This is a genomic window from Limnochorda sp. L945t, assembly GCF_035593305.1.
Classification (GTDB): domain Bacteria; phylum Bacillota; class Limnochordia; order Limnochordales; family Geochordaceae; genus Carboxydichorda; species Carboxydichorda subterranea.
Genome location: NZ_CP141615.1, coordinates 1,852,162 through 1,870,914, shown reverse-complemented (window position 1 = coordinate 1,870,914; position 18,753 = coordinate 1,852,162). Strand labels below are relative to the sequence as shown.

Sequence of the window (18,753 nt, the reverse complement as noted above, 5' to 3'; positions counted from 1 at the left end):
GAGGGGGAACCCTCGATGGGCATGAATCCAATCAGCTTCTCGGGTGACCGGCTGCGCTTTTTCGGTTTCGCGTCCGGCCTCGACATCGACGAGATCGTGCAGAAGCTCATGACCGTCGAGCGGATCCCGGTCGACAGGCTGGAGCAGCGACGACAGCTACTGGTCTGGACGAAGCAGGATTACTGGGCGATCCGCCGGGGCCTGGACGAGTTACGCAACGCTGTCAGCCCCTTGAAGTACAGCTCGACGTTCGCTGCCAGGAAGGCCACCTCGACCAACGAAGCTGTCGCCGTCGCGTCGGTGAGTGCGGGAGCGCCCGAGGGCGTCTATACCGTGAAGGTGACGCAGCTGGCCCAGGGTATCCAGGTGGCGAGTTCGGGGGCCATTACGAGATCTCCCACAGGTGACCGGACGAGCCTGTGGACCCAGTTCGGCATTGATACCACTGCAAGCCCGACCATCGATCTGACGCTGACGGTGACGGACAGCCAGGGGGTCCAGCACACAAAGACGCTGTCGTTCAGCGCCGCGGCCGGCGACGACATCAACGACGTGGTTGCCGCCATCAACAACGCCGGCCTCGGGGTGACGGCGGCGTATGACGCGACCCTGGACCGGCTCTTCCTATCGAGCAAAGAGACCGGCTCGAAGGTGCAACTTACGGTCACGGACCAGGCGGTCACGCTCTCGGGCGGTGGCACGGCCAACGTGTGGGCTGACCTGTTCAAGCTGCCGACGACGGCGAGCGGACAGGACGCGGTCTTCGACCTCAACGGGGCGACGGGGCTCCAGGAACCCACCAACCAGTTCACCATCGCCGGCGTGACGTACGACCTGCGTGGGTTGGGCACGACCACCATTACGGTGTCGCAGGACACCGACGCTGTGGTGGCGAGCATCAAGGCGTGGGTCGACCAGTACAACGCGGCCCTCGGCCAGATCAACCTGGAGGTCTCCGAACGGCGCCTCTACGACTACCCGCCGCTGACCGACGCCCAGAAGAAAGAAATGACCCCCGACGAGATCAAGGCCTGGGAGGAGAAGGCCCGGCAGGGGTTGCTGCAGGGCGATGCGCTGCTGGTGCGCATTGGGTCGGAGATGCGCATGGCCGTGACGAGCGCAGTGAACGGGACGGGGTCGACGTATACGACCCTCGCCAGCATCGGCATCACGACCGGAGACTGGTTCGAGGACGGCCTGCTGCACGTCGACGAGGCGAAGCTGCGGCAGGCGCTCGAGGCCGATCCGGACGGTGTGGCGGCCCTCTTCGGAGCGTCCGGGGCGACCACCGACACGCAAGGTGTGGCGGTGCGGCTGGGCAAGGAGCTGGACGACGCCGTCGGCTTCATCCGGGACCGGGCCGGCCTCGAGGGCATCGAGGTCGACCAGAGCGGGCTCGGCCGCCAGATCGAGCTGCTCGACGACCAGATCCAGCGCTGGGAAGAGCGCCTGGCGACCATCGAGGAGCGCTACTACCGGCAGTTCACGGTCATGGAACAGGTGCTCGCCCAGCTCGGCAGCCAGGCGACATGGCTTGGGCAGCAGTTCGCCCAGACTGGTGGATGAACGTGACAGCGCAAGAAGGCCGGAGGGAGCGCCACCCAGACCCCGCCAGCCGGCCGGGGGAGCGAAGTGTCGCACCCGCAGAGCCCGAAACCCTGGAACCCATCCGCCAGATGGAATCGCTGCTGCGGGCGGCCGAGCAGATGGAGGCCGAACTCGCCGAGCCGCAGCCCGACCTTGACCTGCTGGAGCAGCTGATGGCGGAACGGAGCGAAGCACAGCGGAGGGTAGCGCACTGGTTCGAGCGGCGCAGGCAAGCCGGCACGGATGAGCGGCGTGCAGATGGCCGGGACGCGCTCGAGGAAGAGATGGCCGCACTTGCCCGAGCTGTGCTGGAGTGCGACCGCCGTACCGCCGAACGGGCTACGGCATTGCGGCGGCAGGCGCTGGAGGGCCTTCGGGAGGTCAAGGGGCGGCGGGGAGCTGCCGATGCCTATCGGCGGGCGGTGATCGAGCCTGCCCGGCAAGACGGGGCCTTCTTCGACGGGCAGATTTGAGCCGCACAGGCCACACGGGAGGCGGACGAGTTGGGCTACCAGCAGCAGGTGTTGGGGACGTACCGCAAACAGCAGGTCGAGACGGCCACGCCGGGGCAGCTCATCGTGATGCTGTACGACGCGGGCATCCGCAACTGCAAGGCGGCGCAGGAGGCCATCGAGCGCAAGGACCGAGACGCCTCGGCGCGCCACCTGCTCAAGGCCCAGGACATCGTGGCCGAGCTGATGTCGTCGCTCAACGTGGAGGCGGGCGGCGAGCTGGGAGCCAAGCTGTTGCGGCTCTACGAGTACATGTACCGGCGTCTCGTGCACGCCAACGTCCGCAAGGATGCCCAGGCTGCCAAGGAGGTCGAGAGCCTGCTGGCCGGCCTCCGGGACGCGTGGGCGCAGGCGGCCGCCGCCACGCCGGCCCCGGCGCAGCCAGCCGGGGCTGGCACGGGCCCGACTGCCTGAACCGTGCTCCGGGCGCGCGAAGAGGCGCCCGGGCGTGCAGGTTCGCATGCCGCGTCCGGCCAATCTCTCGCTCCCGAGGGGGAGAGGCCGGCTTGGCTCGCCGCACGATCCGGGCTACTACCGAGGATCTCTGCCGGGCGCTGCAGGGCCCCATCCACATCCGGGAGTTGGTGCGACGGGTGGTGGAGGCCCTCGGCCTCGAAGAGCGCAAGACCACAGAGGCGTCCGTACGGGAGGCCGTGGGCCGCCTGCGGTTCATGGTGCGAAGCGGGACGGGCACGTACGCACCGGCCCGCGTGGTACTGGAGGGCAAGGCTTTTCGCCTGAGACCGCCCCGCGGGGGTTGGGGCCGCATGTTGCCCCTCTGGCGGCTCGAGCCGTTCGGGACCGCCCTCGAAAATGCCGGTGTGGTCGACCCGCATGGGCGGCCGTTGCCGCGCACGCTGCCCCAGGCCGACGCCGACGCCCTCGAACGGCAGATCGATGCCGAGGTCCGCAGGCAGGCGGCGGAGATCATGGACTTCTTCCTGGCGTACGCCGCCCGGCGTGGCGACGGCAGCGAGCAAGACCAGGGCGACCGGGAGGGCGGGGCCGGCGGGTACGGCGAGGGCGAGCGGCATCCCGGCGAGGGAGGCCGACGTGCCCGTGTGCTCGCCCCTGCCGACCTGAGGCAGCTGCTCGAGCGCCTCCTCCGGGACGTCGGCGAAGAGCGGAGGGGGCTCCACCTCCAGACGACGGCGGCCATGGCGCCGTACCGGCTTCCCGGCGAATGGGACGAGCGGGCCGACCTCATCGTGCGCTACGAGGCGCGTGCGCACGTGCTGCGCGTCACTCCCGAAAGCCCTGAAGAACGGGACGAAGAGCGGATTCGCGCAGACGACCGGCGCCTGTGCGACTTCGTCGTGTCGCAGTTGCGCAGGGGTTGTAGCTCCCTGCTGGACGAACTCCTCCTGCAGGCCTACGCGCAGCTTCCGGGTTTCGGGACGTATCCGGGTTCGCCGGCTGACGAGGCCGTGGCCCGTGACCCGCGGATCCGGCTGATCGGCGGGGGTGGCGAGGGCGGTGACCTCTGGCGTGGCAGCTACCCCGGGGTCCTGCAGCGCCACCGGTCGGTCGCGCTGGCGGATGACGTGGCCTTGCTCGCCCGGGTCGACAGGATGATGGCCGAGTCGGCTTCGGCCGAGCGAGCGGCCGGGCGGTTGCGACGGCTGGAGCTGCGGCGCACGCTGGCGGCCCGCATTCAGCGGCACCTCCGGCAACTGGCCGTCGACCTCGAGGAGGCGCAGGACGCACTGGGCATGGACGAGACCTGGCGGGAGGCCGAGGCCGGCGCCTACGCGCGAGCGGGCGCCGGCACCTATGCCCGGGGCAAGGCGGGGCGGGTCTCCCACGAGGAGGGCCGGCTTGCCGCCGGCGGGCCCGGGCTCTCCTACGACGGTGCCCGGCCTTCTGACGAGGCGCTGCTCGCCCGGTGGGACCTGCACCTCCAGCAGCAGGGGCTCGGCGAACGGGTCCGCACGCGCAAGCTCCAACACATCGAGACGCTGCGCACGTACCTGGTTTCGGGACAGGACCTGCCGCCGGCCGGGCTGCTCGACGCGACCGGGGGCTATCTGGCGGCGTTCTTCTTCTGGACGTACGTGCGCCGCTATCCCTCGAGCCCGTCGGATGCGGAGACGTTCACCCTGGACGTGCGGGACTTCTACCGGTGGCTCGCGCAGGAGGGTCTGGTGACGGACGACCGGTGGGCCGAACTCCCGTACCGGCTACGGCACCACGTGGGCGAACGTATCCGCCTCTACACGGCCATCGACCCCGACGACCCGGAGGCGGACGAGCTCACCGAGATGCTCTTCCTGAGCGGTGCGCTGTAGGGGCGGGGCACGTGCCCCGGCCGCGGGCGGCGTCGGGCGCCGCCGTCAACCGAGCAGCCGCGGCTTGCCCAGCAGCGCCCGCAGGGTCATGAGCTTCCCGTGATGATAGCCCCGGTGGTAGAGCATGAAGACGAGGCCCTCGCCCACCGTGCGGTACGCGCCCGACGGCGAGACGGCCGGGCGGTCGAGGTCGCCCCCGGCCAGGCGCAGCAGCCGGTCGTGCGCCTCCTGGAAAAGCCGCAGCACGTCCTCTTTGGGCGGCAACTCCCCATCTCCCGTCGAACCCCTCGAGAACAAGGCCGCGTAACCCTCCGGCAACGCCACCGCCTCCCCCGCGCGGGCGGCCAGGTTGGCGTCGCTCAGCGCCACATGCCCGATCTGCCACAGGGCCGGCGCCAGGCCCTGGGGGCGGGCGCGGAGTTCGGCGTCGCTCAAGCCGGCGAGGGCCTCCCGGATCCGCTCCGCGGTCATGTCGAGCAAGGACGGAAGATACGCACGGGCCAGGGCCGCGTCCGGTCTGTTTTCATCCATGGGGATACCGTCCCTCCGCAACAGGAGTCGCCACGATGTCGCCGATGGGGTTCGCCTCGCAGGGCGGGCTCCCTTCGCAGGGAATGCATGGAAGACGTCGTATGGCCTCCGCAGCGCAACGAGCCGAGCAGCGAGCCGCGCAATGCAGAACCGGACAGGAGGTCTGGCAGTCCATGAACCGGTGGGTCAGGAGGCCTTCGGCCGCGCCGGCGCTGGCAGTGGCCGTGGCAACCGTCGTGGCGGCAGCCGCGTGGGGGCTGGCAGGAGTCGCGGGGGTGCCGTGGGCGACGCCGGGGGTGCCGGTGCTGGCGCCGGCGGCGCGGGCGGCCGAGGCAGGCGGCCAGGAGCGCTTCACTCCCAACGGCGTCGTCGCCCTGATGACCGACTACGGGGAGCGGGACTTCTACGTCGGCGCCATCAAGGGCGTGGCGCTCGCGACCTTCCCGGACGTGAAGCTCGTCGACATCACGCACCAGGTCCAACCGTACAACATCCACGAGGGCGCCGTGACGCTGTGGCTTGCGGCGAGGGAGTTCCCGGCGGGGACGGTCTTCGTGGGCGTGGTCGATCCGGGCGTGGGCACCGAGCGGCGGCCGATCGTCGTGGAAACTCGCAACGGGCACGTGTACGTGGGGCCGGACAACGGGCTGTTCACGCTGGTGATGCAGGAGTTCGGGGTCAAGAGCGTGCGGCACATCATCAACCGGAGCTACATGCGGCCGGGGCCGGTGTCGTACTCGTTCCACGGGCGGGACATCTTCACCCCGGTGGCGGCGCATCTGGCGGCGGGATGGCCCGTCGAGGCGGTGGGCCCGGAGATCGGCGACTACGTGCGGCTGGCGGTCGAACCGGCGCAACAGACGGAAGAGGCGCTGACCGGACAGATCATTTTCATCGACCAGTACGGCAACCTTCAGGCCAACATCACCGGCGAGATGGTGCGGCGGTGGGGGCTGCAGATAGGGGACCAGCTGGTCGTACAGGTGGGCAACACGGCCATCCCGTCGGTGTGGGTGCACACGTACGGGGACGTGCCCGAGGGCGAGGACCTGGTCTTCCTGGCGAGCACCGACCTGGTGGAGATTGCGGTCAACATGGGCAGCGCCAAGGAGCGGTTCGGGGCGAGCCTGGGGGCGAAGGTGACCATCAAGCGGCGGTCCGGGCCGTGACGCGCCCGCCGGGGGCCGTGAGCGGGCAGGGGTGGCGGGCATGACGTCGCCGGGCTCAGGGGAGGGGGCGCACGTCCACCCACGTGCTCTGGTAGGTGGCGCCCTCCCCCACGTCGGCCATCCGATCCGAGGTCAGCACGTTGAGGGGGCCGCCCGAAAGATAGGCCCGGGTGGCCCTCGTCCCTTCCACGACCACGAGCCCGGGCTGCGTGTCCCCGGTGACCCGGGCTCGCAGCCCGACATGGCCGCGCTCGTTGAAGATCATGACCGGCTGGCCGTCGGCGATGCCCCGGGCGCGGGCATCCTCGGGATGCAGCAGGCACACCGGAGCGCCGGCCCGCCGCCTGAGCGTGGCCACCGCCTCGAACCCGGTGTGGCTCATGACGGCCCCCGGCGCCGTGAGCAGCCGCAGGGGATAGGGAGCTTCGGCGGCGCCTGCGACGCGGCCGGGACGGTCGCCGGCCCCGCCGGCTCGGGCGCCCGCATCACCGGCGGGGCGGGTGGCCGTGCCGTTGCGCGGCTGGTCCGTGTCGGCCGTGAAGTTGGGAGGCGGTACGAAAGAGATCCTGCCCGAGGCGGTGCGCCAGCGGCCGGGGCCGCCCGTGGGCGGGACTTTGACCGGCTGGCCCGAGAGCACGCGCTCGACGAGCTCCTCGGGCTGGCCGGCCAGGAGCGCCCGCACGTGGCCGGCCACGTCTCGCCGGAAGACCTCGTCGTCGAGGCCGAAGCGGGCCGCGAGTTGCCGGACGACCCAGGCGTTGGAGCGTGACTCGCCGACCGGCGGGATGACCGGGCGGGCGTACTGGATGTAGAGGTGGCCGTAGCTGCGGTAGACGTCCTCGCTTTCCATGGAGGTCGTCGCCGGCAGCACGAGGTCGGCCAGCGCCGCCGTGTCGGTCATGAAGCTGTCGTGCACGACCACGAAGAGATCCTCCCGCTCGAGCCCCCGGCGCACCCGGCCGGCGTCGGGGCAGGTGACGGCCGGGTTGTTGGCCATGATGAGCAGGGCCTTGACGGGAGGGTCGTCCCACTCGGTGAGCGCCCGCCCGAGCTGGGTGTGGCTGACCCGGCGGACGGGCCGTCGCAGCAGGTCGGGCCGGCGCAGCGCCTCGTAATCCAGTGCGAACGCGTACGAGCTCTCGAGGTAAGCGCCGGCAACGGGGTGGCCGTCCGAGCCGGTGCGGGCCCAGGCGCCCAGCACGGCCGGCAAAACGGCGACGGCCCGCACGGCGGCGCCCCCGTACAGCGTGCGCCCCAGCGCCGCCCCGATCCGGATGAAAGGCGCCCGCGCCCCGGCCAGCAGGCGGGCGAACCGTTGGACGTCGGGGGCGGGGACGCCGGTGAGTTGGGCGACCCGCTCGGGCGGGTAGTGGGGGAGCACGTCCTCGGCCCAGCGCCGCCACCCCTCGGCTTCCCGTTCCAGGAAGGCGACGTCGGCCCGCCCCTCCCGAAAGAGCACGTTGGCCACGCCCAGCGCCAGCGCGCCGTCGGTCGCCACCCGCACCGGGATCCACCAGTCGGCCCGCTGCGCCGTGCGGTTGCGGTAGGGGGCGATGACGACGAGCCGGGCGCCCCGGGAGCGTGCCCGTTCGATGAAGGGCCACAGGTGCACGTTGGACGTGAGCGGATCGGCGCCCCACGCCACGATGAGGTCGGCGCCGGCGGCCCGTTCCGGGTCGAGGGGGGAGACGGGCCCGTGGGTGGCTTCCCAGGCGGCTTCGGCGGTGGTGTCGCAGACCGTGCCGACGTGGACCTGGCTCGTGCCGAGGGCGTGAAACAGGGCCCGGGGCAGGTTGCGGCTCACCAGGCCCATGTTGCCGCTGTAGGCGTACGCGAGGATGGCCTCGGGGCCCCAGCGGGCGCGGACGGCCTGCCAGCGCTCGGCGATGTCGTCGAGGGCCTGCGGCCACGAGACGGGCTCCCAGCGGCCGCTCCCCTTGGGGCCGGCGCGGCGCAGGGGGGTGGGGATGCGCTCGGGGGAATGGACCCGCTCGGGGTAGCGGTTGACCTTAGCGCACAAGAAGCCACCCGTGAACGGGTGCGCCGGGTCGCCGGCCACCTTGACGAGCCGCCCGTCGTGCACGGTCGCCAGGATCGAACACTGGTCGGGGCAGTCGTGCGGGCACACGGTGCGCACGACGGCGCCGGCGGCGGGTGGCGAGCCGGCGGTGGCGGCCGAGGTGGCGACAGAGGCCGGAGCTGAAGGAGACGCTCCCGGTACGCCTGGCATTAGCACTTCCTCCTGTGGCGGATGGGCTTCGCCGCGGGGGTGGGGGTTCCTTGCGGGGCGCGACCTCCTGGCGGGGCGGGGTGGGGCGGGGCAGGGCGGCCTTCCGTCACTGCCGTCAGGGAAGCGGCTTCCAGAAGGTCGCCATGCGGCGGGCCGCGGGAGCGCCGTCGGCGCTGCGCGAGCCGGGCGGGGCCGGCGCACCGGCGTGGCCGGCCGGCTCGCCGTACGCCGGCTCCCCGTACTTGGTGAACGGGCGGCTGTCGTACAGCTTCCAGCCGAGCCGCTCGAAGAGGGCGGCCGACCGCCGGCTCTCGCCGATGGCGATTTGCCCGTACATCCCCCGGATCCGCCCGAGGCGGGCCACCTCGAGCGCCCTGGCCTCCATCGCCCGCACCAGGGCAAGCCCCGCCCCGGCGGCACGCCAGGCCGGCAAGATGTTGAAATGGAAGTGGCCACAACCGGGCGGTGCCTGGGGCACTTCCCGCCAGGAGCGCCCGACGAGCCATCCGAGGAACCGCAGCTGCCGGGCGCCCGGGGCGGGGGCGGGAACGCCGCGGAGGCGCTCGCCCAAGGTGTGCACCAGCACGCGGACGAGGATCGCGAGCAGCCGCACCGCCATGCCGGGGGCCGTGCGCAGGCGGTGGCGGCGAAAGCGGGCCGGGTCGAGGCAGGCCGTGAGGTAGCCGACGACGCGGGGCCGCTCCCGGTCCGAAGCGGGCTCCATCGCCTCGACGACCCAGGTGGAGGCGGGTTCGGCGTCCGTATAGTAGGCGGTGAGAAAGTCGGCGAAGAGCTCGGGGTCGGGGAAGCGCTCTGCCACGCTGCTCCCCGCCCACGCGGTCTGGATGCAGATGGCCCGGACGGCGGCCCGGTCGGAGGGGAGGTAGGGGCGCACGCGCCAGGCCGGCCTCCCCTCGAGCCGTCCCGATCGTTGGGCGACCTCCGCCGTCAACGCAGGGCCGGGCGGCGCCTCGCCGCCAGCACGTCCGCGTAGAGGGCCATCAGGCGGCGAAAGGTGCGTTCCCACGAAAAGCGTCCCTCCACGAAGGCCCGGGCCGAGCGCCCCCTGGCCGCCAGTTCCGACGGTTGCCGTGCCAGCGCCGTCACGGCGGCCGCCAGAGCGGCAGGCGCGGCCGACGGCACGAGCCGCCCCGACCGGGGATCGACCACCTCGGGCAGCGCCCCGCTCGCCGGCGCCACCACCGGGAGCCCGCTCGCCTGCGCCTCCAGGGGCGCCAGCCCGAACGTCTCGCTCTCGGAAGCGGTCACGAACAAGTCGGCGCTCGCGTAAGCCGTGCGCAGGGCCGGGCCCTCCAGGTGCCCGAGGAACCCCACGTTGGGCGGCGCCGCACGCTGAAGCTGCGCCCGCAGCGGCCCGTCGCCCACGATCCAGACGACGAACCTCCCGGGTTGCGCCCGTTCCAGCTCGGCGGCGAGTTCGACGAGCCGGGCGGCTCCTTTCTCGGGCGAGAGGCGCCCCACGTACAGGACGACGACCCGGCCGGCACCGTTCGCCGGCGCGCCCGCCACCAGGTGCGCCGCCCGCCACTCGGCGGACCGGTGACGGGGGTGGAAGTCCTCGGTGTCGACGCCGAGCGGGATGACCGTGCAGCCGGCCGGTGGGACGGCCCCATGCCGGGAAAGCTCGGTCGCCATCGCGGCCGAAGGGGCCGCCAGGCGGTCGAGCGGGCGGTAGACCCGGCGCAGGTAGTGCCAGGCGGCCTCGCTCGCTGCCCGGTCGACCGTGCCCCCGCGGGCGAGCCCCAGCATCCCGATGAGCGGCTCGAGGTGGGCCTGGGGCACGTGCGCGTGGTAGAACCCCACCACGGGCGCCCCCAACTGGTGGCCTGCCGCGGTGGCCACGCTGGGCAACAGGTAGGGGCTGCCGAGTTCGATGACGGACGGGCGCAGCCGCCGCAGCAGGGCCAGCACCGCCCGGGTGCGCACGAGCACCCGGTAGGGGGCGGCCCCCGGCACCACCGGCGACCAGAGGGTCACGAGCAGCGAACGCTCCAGGCGCCGGATGCCGTCCCGGGATCCGGGAGCGATGATGGCGTGCCGCCACCCCGCCGCTTCGAGGTGGCGCCCCTTGTAGCGCAGGTAGGTGCGCACCCCACCGCTTCGGGCGTGCAGGAAGTGGGTGAGGTCAACGACCAAGGGCACCGGAGGTCACCGCCGCGACCGCCCCGAGGCGGCGCGCTCCCGGCTCCGTCGCGGCAGCGGCGCGCACCCCTGCCGGCGCCGTCCCGTTGCCTGCACCCGGAGCCGCCCCGGCGCCCGCCGCCGCGGGCGCCCCGTGGACGGCGACGGCCCTGTCGGATCTCGCCGTCCCGGCAGGAACGGCCCCATGCTCGGCAGGAGCGGAACGCCGCGCCCGTTCGGCCGGCAGCCGGGCTGCCTGCGCGATGGACCGCCACATCTCTTCGAGGCCCGCGTCCACCGGGCGCCGCTCGGCTTCCGCCCTGGCCCGGGCACCCATGGCCTGCAGCAGTTCCGGCCGCCCCAGGAGCATCTCCAGGCATCCCAGCGCCTCCGTGACCCATCGCTCCGCCGGCAGCACCCACCCGCTCTGCCCGTCCACGACCTGCTCCTGGGGCCCGCCCCGGTCGGTCACGAGGCACGGCAGCCCCGACGCCATCGCCTCCAGCACCACGTTGCCGAAGGTGTCGGTCACGCTCGGGAACGCAAACACGGCCGCCGACGCGTACGCCGCCGCCAGCTGCGCCCCCGTCAGCGGCCCGGTGAAGCGCACGTTGGGCGGCGCCCGCCGCTCCAGCTCCTCCCGGTACGGCCCCTCGCCGACCAGCACTACCACGGGAAAGACGCCGAGCGCCCGCAGCGACGCGCTGGCCCCGAGGCCCGCCGCCAGGCTCAGCAAGGCGTCAAGGTTCTTCTCTCTGGAGATGCGGCCCACGTACAGGACGACGGGATGGGCCGGCCCTTCGGGCACTCCCCGCCTGGCCCAAAACCCCGGGACCCGGTGGCGCGGGTGGAAGGCCTCCGTGTCCACCCCCCGGCGAAATACCACGAGCCGCTGCCCGCCGGTCTCGGCGTCGATCCCGTGGGCCAGCAGGTGCTCCGCCACGGCCCTGGACGGCACCAGGATGCGGTCCGCCTCTCCGTAGAACCACCGCATGGCCCGCCAGGCGAGCTGCGCCAGCTCGGGGCTCCCGGTCAGGGCCTCGGCGTACTCGGGCAGGTGCGTGTGATACGCCGCCGTGAACGGGCGCCCCAGCATGCGGGCGGCTGCCAGGGCGGCCAGTCCCACGGGCCCGGGCGTGGCGGCGTGGATCACGTCGAACGAGGAGGCCAGCTGCAGCACCTGGGTCATCGAGGGCACGTGCAGGATGAGCGCCGGATAGCCGGGCAGCGGCATGCGGGCGATGGTGCGAAGCGGCCGCACCCGGGAGGCGGCTCGTTGCGTGAGGCGGCGGCGGTCGACGTCGGCGCCGAGCACGGTGAGGTCGTGCCCCGTGCGGGCGGCCCACCCCGCGAGCCGAAGCGAGGTGAGGCTCACGCCGTTGATCTCGTCCAGGGTGTCCACGAAGTAGCCGACGGACGAGCCGCCTGTCAGCAGCGGGCCCAGTTCCTGCGAGGCCCCAGGGTCTGCCTCCGTGACGGCGGCGGCCAGGTGGGCCGCTGCCCGCTCGTCCTTGCGCTGCTGGGCGATGGTCATCCAGAGGGGGAGCATCATCCCGTGCGCCGTGAGCGCCGCCCTCAGAATGGCCGCATCCTGGAGAACGGCCTGGACGCCGCCCCGGGCGAGCCGCTTCGCCGCCAGGGCGACGGTCCGGGAGAACCACCAATCGGCGGCCCGCAGGACCGCCGCCGAGACGACCGGATGGCCGGCGTGGCGGCCCGGAGAGCCCGTGCGCCCCGACCGGCTCAGCCGTGCCCAAACGCCCGCCGGCCGGGCGGCGGGTGTGGCCGGGGTGGAGCCGGGCGGCGTCAGCCAGCCGTCTAACACCACACCCAGCCGCCCGAGACCGCCGGGAAGCATGCCACGCTCTTTGAGCACCTGGTAGCCGACGCTGTAGACCGCCCGGGGAAGGGCCACGTCGTCACCCTTCATCCCGCCCGGGCGCACCCGTCCCTGGCGCAGCGCCTCGAGAAACTCGTCGACCGTACGCGCTCCGTCCGCCTCGGTGTACGAGAGGCCGATGGTCAGCCCGCTGTGGTCGTCGGACCCGCCGGTCAGGCAGATGGAAGGCGCGGGCGGCACGGGAAGGTCGTGGCGCTCGGCCAGCATGGCGAGGTGATCGCCCTCGTTGGCCCACCGTACGAGCCACTCCGTGGCGGCGTGCAGGCGCGGGGTGTGGGCGGCGTCGGCGGCCGCCCAGGCGTGGAAGAGGAGCAAGAGGCGTTCGACGTGCCACGCCGAGAGCTGGGGGCCCACGGGGGCCAGGGGGTGGGCGAGGTAGTGGGCGATGCGGCGTTCCCGGAGGAGGGCGACCAGCTCGTACAGGTCGTGTCGGGCTCGTTGGATGCGTTCGTGATCGTGCGGGGTCAGGCCCAGGGCCACGACGTGCACCGGGCACCCGTCCTCGGGAAACCGGGCGGTGACCTCCTCGCCTACCACGAAGCCGGGCAGGTGGGCCAGGGTCAGCGCGCCGTCGATGGTGTCATGGTCGGTGATGGTGACGCCGTGCATGCCGCGGGCCCTGGCGACCCGGTAGACCCGTTCGGGGGGCGTGGGGCACTCCGGCATGCGCAGCGCCTGCATCAGCCAGTGAGACGGGACCGAGGAGGCGGTCGAATGGCAGTGGGTGTCCATCCGGAAAGGCCCTCGGGAGACGGGCACCCGAGCGGCCGGCTCGGCATCACCGGGGGCGGGCCTCTCAGGGGTCACCTGCCCTCGAGCACGGTCCGGAAGAAGCGCATAGCGATACACCGCGGCCGCCACCCTCTCGGCGGAGGCCCGCCCGGTGGCCGGTTTGCCGTCGCTCCACGCGAAGGCCCACCATGGCGAGCTTCCACGGGGCATCGTGCGCCCGCGGTGTAACGAGCCTGGTGCCAGGCCGTATCGAACGGGTAAAGCTCCTGCAACGCCTGCCCATGGACGGCCGCCCTTGGGTGCCGGAGCGCCCACGCCCGGCCTGCGCCGGCCGTCTACTTCACCAGCACGGCCAGTGCCACGGCGAGCGCGGCCACGCCGGTGGCGATCCAGAGCCGGGTGTCGAGCGAGCGCACCTGCGCCTGCAGGCGGGCAGCCTCGGCCTCTTTCTCCTCCAGCGAGCGTGCCAGGGTCGCGAGCTGCTGCTCGATCGCCGCCATCCTGGACTGGCTCGACTCCAAGGAGATCCGGAAGTCGCCGGCCATCCGGGTGATGCGGGCGTCGAGCGAGCCGAGCGGCCCCTCGAGCTTGGCCGGCAAGACCTGATCCAGCCGGGCGTCGAGCCGCGAGTCGATGCGGCTGTCGATGAACTGGGCGAACAGCTGCCCGATCCGATCCCACGTCTCCTGCGAGGCGGCGTTGCCGCCCGGCGGGGCGTTGTCCGAAGAGACGGACGGAGCCGTCGTGGCGCCGGGTCGAGGCGCCGCAGACGGCTCCTGCGCGCCGGCCGCGCCCCCTGCGAGCGCCAGGGCGAGCGGCAACCAGGCCAGGGCGCGCCACCACCGGGATGGAGACCAGGGCCGGGACCGGGCTCGACGCCGGCAACGAGCCGGGACGACCTCCATGCCGCTTGCCTCCTCGAAAGGGAAGGAGCTGGGAGCCACCCCGGATGCTTCGCCGGCAGTCGCCGCTGCCCCTGCGGGCTCAGCTTGCCCACACGAAGCTCAGCACGAAGAGGGCCGCCACGGCCCAAAGCGCCGGGTGCACCTCCCGGGGGCGCCCGGTGAGGAGCTTGATGACGACGTACGTGATGAAGCCGTAGCCGATCCCCCTGGCGATGCTGTAGGTGAGCGGGATGGTCAACAACGTGATGAAGGCCGGGAAGGCCTCGTCGTACCGCTCGAAGTGGATCTCCCGTACCACGGTCCCGAGCATCAAGAACCCTACGACCACCAGCGCCGCCGCGGTCGCCTGCGGGGGCACGACCACCAGCACCGGGGCGAAGAAGATGGCCAGGAAGAAGAGGACCGCGGTCACCACCGACGAGAGGCCCGTTCTGCCGCCCTCGGCCACGCCGGCGGCGCTCTCCACGTAGGTCGTCACCGAGCTGGCGCCGGCCAGCCCGCCCGTCACCGCCGCCAGCGAGTCGACCAGCAGCACCCGGCGGATGCCCGGCAACCGCCCCTCCCGGTCGAGCAGCCCTCCCTCGCCGGCCACGGCCACCACCGTGCCCATGGTGTCGAAGAAGTCCGTCATCATGAAGGCGAAGATCGCGCTCAACAGCCCGAGCTGCAGCGCCCCGGCGACGTCCAGCTGGAAGAACGTCGAAAACGACCCGGCGTGCGGCAGCCGCACCCACTGCTGCGGCCACTGCGTGATGCCGAGCGGCACCCCTGCCAGCGCCGTGAGCAGGATGCCGATCAGGATGGCGCCCCGCACCCGCAACGACAGGAGCGTCGCCGTCACCAGCAGCCCGCCGAAGGTGAGCAGCACCTTCGGATCCGTGAACGAACCGAACGTGACCAGCGTCGCCTCGCTGCGCACCACGATCCCCGACTGCGTCAGCCCGATGAACGCGATGAAAAGCCCGATGCCCGCGCCGATGGCCCGCTTGAGGGCCAGGGGGATGGCGTCCATGACCGCCTCCCGCACGTTGGTCAGCACGAGCAGCGTCACGAGGGCCCCTTCCACGAAGATGACCCCCATGGCCGTCTGCCACGGTACGTGCTGGCCCAGCACGAGCCCGTAGGCGAGCGCAGCGTTGAGGCCCATGCCCGGAGCCAGCGCGAAGGGGTAGTTGGTGTACAGCCCCATGGCGAGCGTCGTGAGCCCGGCGGCCACCGCGGTCGCCACCGCCACCGCCTCGGCCGGCATCCCGGCCGCCCCCAGGATGGAGGGGTTGACGAAGAGGATGTACGCCATGGTCATGAAGGTCGTGACGCCGGCCACCGCCTCGGCCCCCGCGGTCGTGGAGCGTTCTCGCAGGCGGAAGCGGCGTTCGAGGGGGCCGGGCTCGCCGAAGGCCTGCTCCGAGACATGGGTCGATTCTGAGGTAGCCATACGCTCGTTCCTTTCTGTCGCTAGTATTGCGGCTTGCCTCCGTCCGGCTTGCGCCAGACGTAGACGCGCTCGAAGAACTCTCCGCTGCGCAACCCCGTGCGGCGATTGACGTGGCGGGTCAGGACCGACTCCACTTCCCACCCGAGCTCCCCGGCGAGCCGGACGTAGGCGTCGTCCCGATCGTGCACCACGATGATCACGTGCCCTCCCGGCCGCACGGAGCCGGCCACGTTGGCGAAAACGTCGGCGATCCCTCGGTAATACTCGGCGAGCAGGCGCCGCCGCCCGCCGGCACCGTTGGGCCGGCCGATCTCCCGCTCCTGGAGCCCGGGCAGCCCCAGGAGCTCGTAAGCGTAGCGGTGCTGCTCGTGATAGTCGATGAGCCCCGGGTACGGCGGCGACGTGACGACGGTGTCGCACGGCGGGAACCGCACGTCCCGGGCGTCCCCCCACACCACCTCCACGGGCGCCTGCGTGCGCACGGCGGCGAACGCCTCGATGCGGCGCAGCGTATCCGCCGTGTAGCGGCGCAAAAAGGCAAGCGCCTGCGTCGTCGGGCTGCAGATCCGGTGATGCTTGCGGCAGTAGTAGGGCGTCGTCTGCGGCTCAGCCGGGAAGTCGAGCTCGAAGTGGGTGGTCAGGCGCGCGGAGCGGGCAGCCCGGGACAGCACGAGCTTGAGCACGTCCTGGTAGTGGTACTGGGGAATGAAGGAACGGTACGTGAGCAGCTCCGCCAGCGCCTGCGGCGCATACCATCGCCGCAGGTACGCCGAACCCCGCGCCGGCACCTCCGGCGTCCCGTCGCCGGCCCCGTCGAGGCCGCCGACCGCTGCGCTCTTCTTGAAGAGCTCGAACTCCGTGCGGGCCAGGACGTCGTGCATCTCCCGGCGGAGCAGGGCGAGGTCGTAGCGGGCGGTCTTGACCCTGGCCAGCAGGCAGTTGAACGCCGACACGTCGCACCCCATGGCACGAAAACCGAGCCGGTTGGCCTCCACCAGGGTCGTGCCGGAGCCGGCGAACGGGTCGACCACCGACTCCCGGGCGTACTTGCGCAAGAAGATCTCCACCAGCTGCGGGATGAACTTGCCCAGGTACGGGTGCAGGCCGTGCACGTGGCGGGTACGCTCGTGCTGGGGGAGGTCCTGCTCCCGCCAGTTGAGGTCGAGCTGGGACAGGTCGGTGTCCGGCCCCACCGTGTCGAACGCGGTGAAGGGTGCGTGCTCTCCGTAGAGTTCCTGCTGCTTGCGCAATGGGCGGCCTCCTGCGCGTGCCCGGTCGCCGGCGCGTTCCTCGCTGCCGGCGGCGATCCCTCGTGCATGAGGATCCCACAGTCCACCATGGGTTGCAAGACCACCATGGGTTGCAAGGCGGCACCCTCCTGCACCGGAGACGCGCTTCTGCACCACGCTTCGAGCAGGAACCCAGAGCGTGGCGCCGAATGCTGAAATGCTATGTAAAGGGTTACATAGTCTTTCATATCGGGGCGCCCGGGGAGGGGCGCCCGGCATGCGAGCGACAAGGCGGGGAGGGGCGTACAGGAGCCCGTGGCGACGCTCCAGGACATAGCGCGGCGGGCCAACGTGTCGGTGGCCACCGTTTCACGGGCGCTCAACCAGTCCGGGTACGTGCGGGCCGAGGTGCGGGAGCGGGTACTGCAGATCGCCCGGGAGCTCTCCTACGTCCCCAACCATCTGGCGCGGGGGCTGGCCCGCCGGCGCACGGACCTGGTGCTCCTGCTCGTGCCCGACGTGACCAATCCCTTCTTCGCGGCAGTTGCCCGGGGCGTCGAGGACGTCCTGGCGGGGCACGGCCTGCAGCTCGTGGTCGGTAACACCGACGACAACCACTACAAGGAGCGGACCTACCTCCAGCGCGCGCTCGGCCGCGGGGTGGACGGCGTCATCGCCGTGGCGGCAAGCAGCGATTCGCCTGACACGGCCCATTTCCGCCAGCTACAGGTGCCGCTCGTGCTCGTCGACCGGGCCTGCGAAGAGGTCGAGGCGGACCTGGTGGTGGCCAACAACGAGAGCGGCGCCTACCACGCGACCCGCCACCTGCTCTCCCTGGGACACCAGCGCGTGGCGACCATCACGGGCCCCCTCCGCCTCAAGACCGCCCGAGACAGGCTGGCCGGCTTTCAGCGAGCGGTGAGGGAGTGGCGGCTGGCGGGCGGCCAGGTGGCGGTGGTCGAGGGCGACTTCCGCGAGGACGGAGGGTACCAGGCCGCACGCAAGCTGCTCGACGGTCCCGTGCGCCCCAGCGCGGTCTTCGCCGCCAACGACCTGATGGCCCTCGGCGCGATGGCTGCCTTTGAAGAAGTGGGAGTGGCGGTGCCGTCCGGCATCGCGGTCGCCGGTTACGACGACATCCCGTACGCGGTGAGGGTGCGCCCCAAACTCACCACCGTGGCCCAGCCCAAGTACGAAATGGGGGCGGCGGCCGCCGAGCTCTTGCTGCGGCGCCTGGCGGACCCGTTGCTTCCCCCGCAGCGCGTCTGGCTCGAGCCCCGGCTGGTCGTCCGGGAGTCTTCCGTCGTGCGCTCGATCACGGGCCAGGTGGTCCCGCCGCCCGAGATCCCGGCGCCCGGACCGGTCGGCGCCCCAGACGGCGAACCTCGCGGGCGAGGACGGCAGGTGCCATGAAGGAGGTCACACGGCGGGAGGCCGCCGGAGCGCCGCTCATCGAGATGCAGCGGGTCAGCAAAGCCTTCCCCGGCGTGCAAGCGCTCGACGAGGTGGACTTCGCCGTCCGGGCAGGGGAAGTCCATGCCCTGGTCGGCGAGAACGGGGCCGGCAAGAGCACCCTGGTCAAGATCTTGACCGGGGTCTACCCGATGGATGCGGGCCGCATCCTGGTCCGCGGCCGGCGTGCCGAGATCAGGAGCCCCCTCGACGCCCAGCGGCTCGGCGTACGGGTGATTCACCAGGAGTTTACCCTCGTCAACGATCTGAGCGTGGCCGAGAACATCTTCCTCGACGTGCTCGCGGTGGGGGTGCTCGGCCGGGCTCCCCGGCGCTGGATGGAGCAGCAAGCCCGCGCCGTGCTCTCACGGCTCGGTCTCGACCTCGACCCCTCCACGCCGGTCGGCGAGCTCACCGTCGCGGAGGGCAGCAGCTATAGTCCCTGGTAGTGGTGTAAATTCCTCCGGATCGATCGGGCACGCGTGATCAACAGGAGGATCGCGCGAGGCTTCCCGAGGCGGAGGCCGTAGGCCGGAGCCTCGGGAAGGGGTCGGGCGGAGGGCTGGAGGACCTTGACAAAAACGGTCACCAGCGGGTTCCCTACGAGGTGACAGACAGCACCGTCACAACGAAGGGAGCAT

General features: G+C 72.0%; 15 protein-coding genes. 7 read left to right on the top strand and 8 right to left on the bottom strand.

The annotated features are described in order from the left end of the window. Positions 1-15 precede the first annotated feature (15 nt). The 4 genes from fliD (at position 16) to U7230_RS08720 (ending at position 4,387) form a co-directional block, all read left to right on the top strand. The gene (gene fliD / locus U7230_RS08735) at positions 16-1,566 is read left to right on the top strand and encodes a flagellar filament capping protein FliD (protein ID WP_324715461.1); all 1,551 of its coding nucleotides are present in this window, start codon (positions 16-18) and stop codon (positions 1,564-1,566) included. A gap of 2 nt (positions 1,567-1,568) precedes the next feature. Further along, positions 1,569-2,060, top strand: a complete 492-nt coding sequence (locus U7230_RS08730) for a hypothetical protein (protein ID WP_324715460.1) — start codon at positions 1,569-1,571, stop codon at positions 2,058-2,060. A gap of 30 nt (positions 2,061-2,090) precedes the next feature. Then, positions 2,091-2,513 (top strand): flagellar export chaperone FliS, encoded by a 423-nt coding sequence (fliS, locus tag U7230_RS08725; RefSeq protein ID WP_324715459.1) that lies wholly within the window; start codon positions 2,091-2,093, stop codon positions 2,511-2,513. A gap of 92 nt (positions 2,514-2,605) precedes the next feature. Next, on the top strand, positions 2,606-4,387 hold the full coding sequence (locus U7230_RS08720; RefSeq protein ID WP_324715458.1) for a hypothetical protein: 1,782 nt from the start codon (positions 2,606-2,608) through the stop codon (positions 4,385-4,387). Positions 4,388-4,432: 45 nt separating this feature from the next. Here U7230_RS08720 and U7230_RS08715 read toward each other — a convergent pair whose 3' ends face one another. Further along, complete coding sequence (locus U7230_RS08715) at positions 4,433-4,918, bottom strand: DinB family protein (protein WP_324715457.1); 486 nt, start codon at positions 4,916-4,918, stop codon at positions 4,433-4,435. A gap of 173 nt (positions 4,919-5,091) precedes the next feature. Between U7230_RS08715 and U7230_RS08710 the strand changes: the two genes are divergently transcribed. Next, the gene (locus tag U7230_RS08710; protein WP_324715456.1) at positions 5,092-6,087 is read left to right on the top strand and encodes an SAM hydrolase/SAM-dependent halogenase family protein; all 996 of its coding nucleotides are present in this window, start codon (positions 5,092-5,094) and stop codon (positions 6,085-6,087) included. Positions 6,088-6,142: 55 nt separating this feature from the next. On the opposite strand, the gene U7230_RS08705 is transcribed toward U7230_RS08710, so the two are convergent. From U7230_RS08705 to U7230_RS08675, 7 genes are all read right to left on the bottom strand, one after another. Further along, positions 6,143-8,317: a molybdopterin-containing oxidoreductase family protein gene (locus tag U7230_RS08705; RefSeq protein WP_324715455.1), complete on the bottom strand. Its 2,175-nt coding sequence runs from the start codon at positions 8,315-8,317 to the stop codon at positions 6,143-6,145. A gap of 115 nt (positions 8,318-8,432) precedes the next feature. Next, entirely contained in the window at positions 8,433-9,212 is a 780-nt protein-coding gene (locus tag U7230_RS08700) for a GNAT family N-acetyltransferase (protein ID WP_324715454.1), read from the bottom strand. A gap of 53 nt (positions 9,213-9,265) precedes the next feature. Then, a complete protein-coding gene (locus U7230_RS08695) occupies positions 9,266-10,480 on the bottom strand; it encodes a glycosyltransferase (protein ID WP_324715453.1) in 1,215 nt (404 codons plus the stop codon). After that, complete coding sequence (locus tag U7230_RS08690) at positions 10,464-13,208, bottom strand: glycosyltransferase (protein ID WP_324715452.1); 2,745 nt, start codon at positions 13,206-13,208, stop codon at positions 10,464-10,466. The genes U7230_RS08695 and U7230_RS08690 overlap by 17 nt, the downstream gene beginning before the upstream one ends. Before the next feature lie 218 nt (positions 13,209-13,426). Then, positions 13,427-13,996 carry a hypothetical protein gene (locus tag U7230_RS08685; protein WP_324715451.1) on the bottom strand — a complete coding sequence of 190 codons (570 nt, stop codon included), beginning with the start codon at positions 13,994-13,996 and terminating at the stop codon, positions 13,427-13,429. A gap of 79 nt (positions 13,997-14,075) precedes the next feature. Next, entirely contained in the window at positions 14,076-15,431 is a 1,356-nt protein-coding gene (locus U7230_RS08680; RefSeq protein WP_324715450.1) for an NCS2 family permease, read from the bottom strand. Positions 15,432-15,451: 20 nt separating this feature from the next. Further along, entirely contained in the window at positions 15,452-16,681 is a 1,230-nt protein-coding gene (locus U7230_RS08675; protein ID WP_324715449.1) for a DNA methyltransferase, read from the bottom strand. A gap of 294 nt (positions 16,682-16,975) precedes the next feature. Here U7230_RS08675 and U7230_RS08670 point away from each other — a divergent pair, with 294 nt between their 5' ends. Both U7230_RS08670 and U7230_RS08665 read left to right on the top strand, forming a co-directional pair. Next, the gene (locus U7230_RS08670) at positions 16,976-18,073 is read left to right on the top strand and encodes a LacI family DNA-binding transcriptional regulator (protein WP_324715448.1); all 1,098 of its coding nucleotides are present in this window, start codon (positions 16,976-16,978) and stop codon (positions 18,071-18,073) included. After that, complete coding sequence (locus U7230_RS08665; RefSeq protein ID WP_324715447.1) at positions 18,070-18,561, top strand: ATP-binding cassette domain-containing protein; 492 nt, start codon at positions 18,070-18,072, stop codon at positions 18,559-18,561. The genes U7230_RS08670 and U7230_RS08665 overlap by 4 nt, the downstream gene beginning before the upstream one ends. Positions 18,562-18,753 lie beyond the last annotated feature (192 nt).

Coding starts and splice junctions, on each gene's coding strand:
- fliD (WP_324715461.1), top strand. CDS start 16: ATGGGCATGAATCCAATCAGCTTCTCGGGTGACCGGCTGCGCTTTTTC.
- U7230_RS08715 (WP_324715457.1), bottom strand. CDS start 4,918: ATGGATGAAAACAGACCGGACGCGGCCCTGGCCCGTGCGTATCTTCCG.
- U7230_RS08710 (WP_324715456.1), top strand. CDS start 5,092: ATGAACCGGTGGGTCAGGAGGCCTTCGGCCGCGCCGGCGCTGGCAGTG.
- U7230_RS08705 (WP_324715455.1), bottom strand. CDS start 8,317: ATGCCAGGCGTACCGGGAGCGTCTCCTTCAGCTCCGGCCTCTGTCGCC.
- U7230_RS08685 (WP_324715451.1), bottom strand. CDS start 13,996: ATGGAGGTCGTCCCGGCTCGTTGCCGGCGTCGAGCCCGGTCCCGGCCC.
- U7230_RS08680 (WP_324715450.1), bottom strand. CDS start 15,431: ATGGCTACCTCAGAATCGACCCATGTCTCGGAGCAGGCCTTCGGCGAG.
- U7230_RS08665 (WP_324715447.1), top strand. CDS start 18,070: ATGAAGGAGGTCACACGGCGGGAGGCCGCCGGAGCGCCGCTCATCGAG.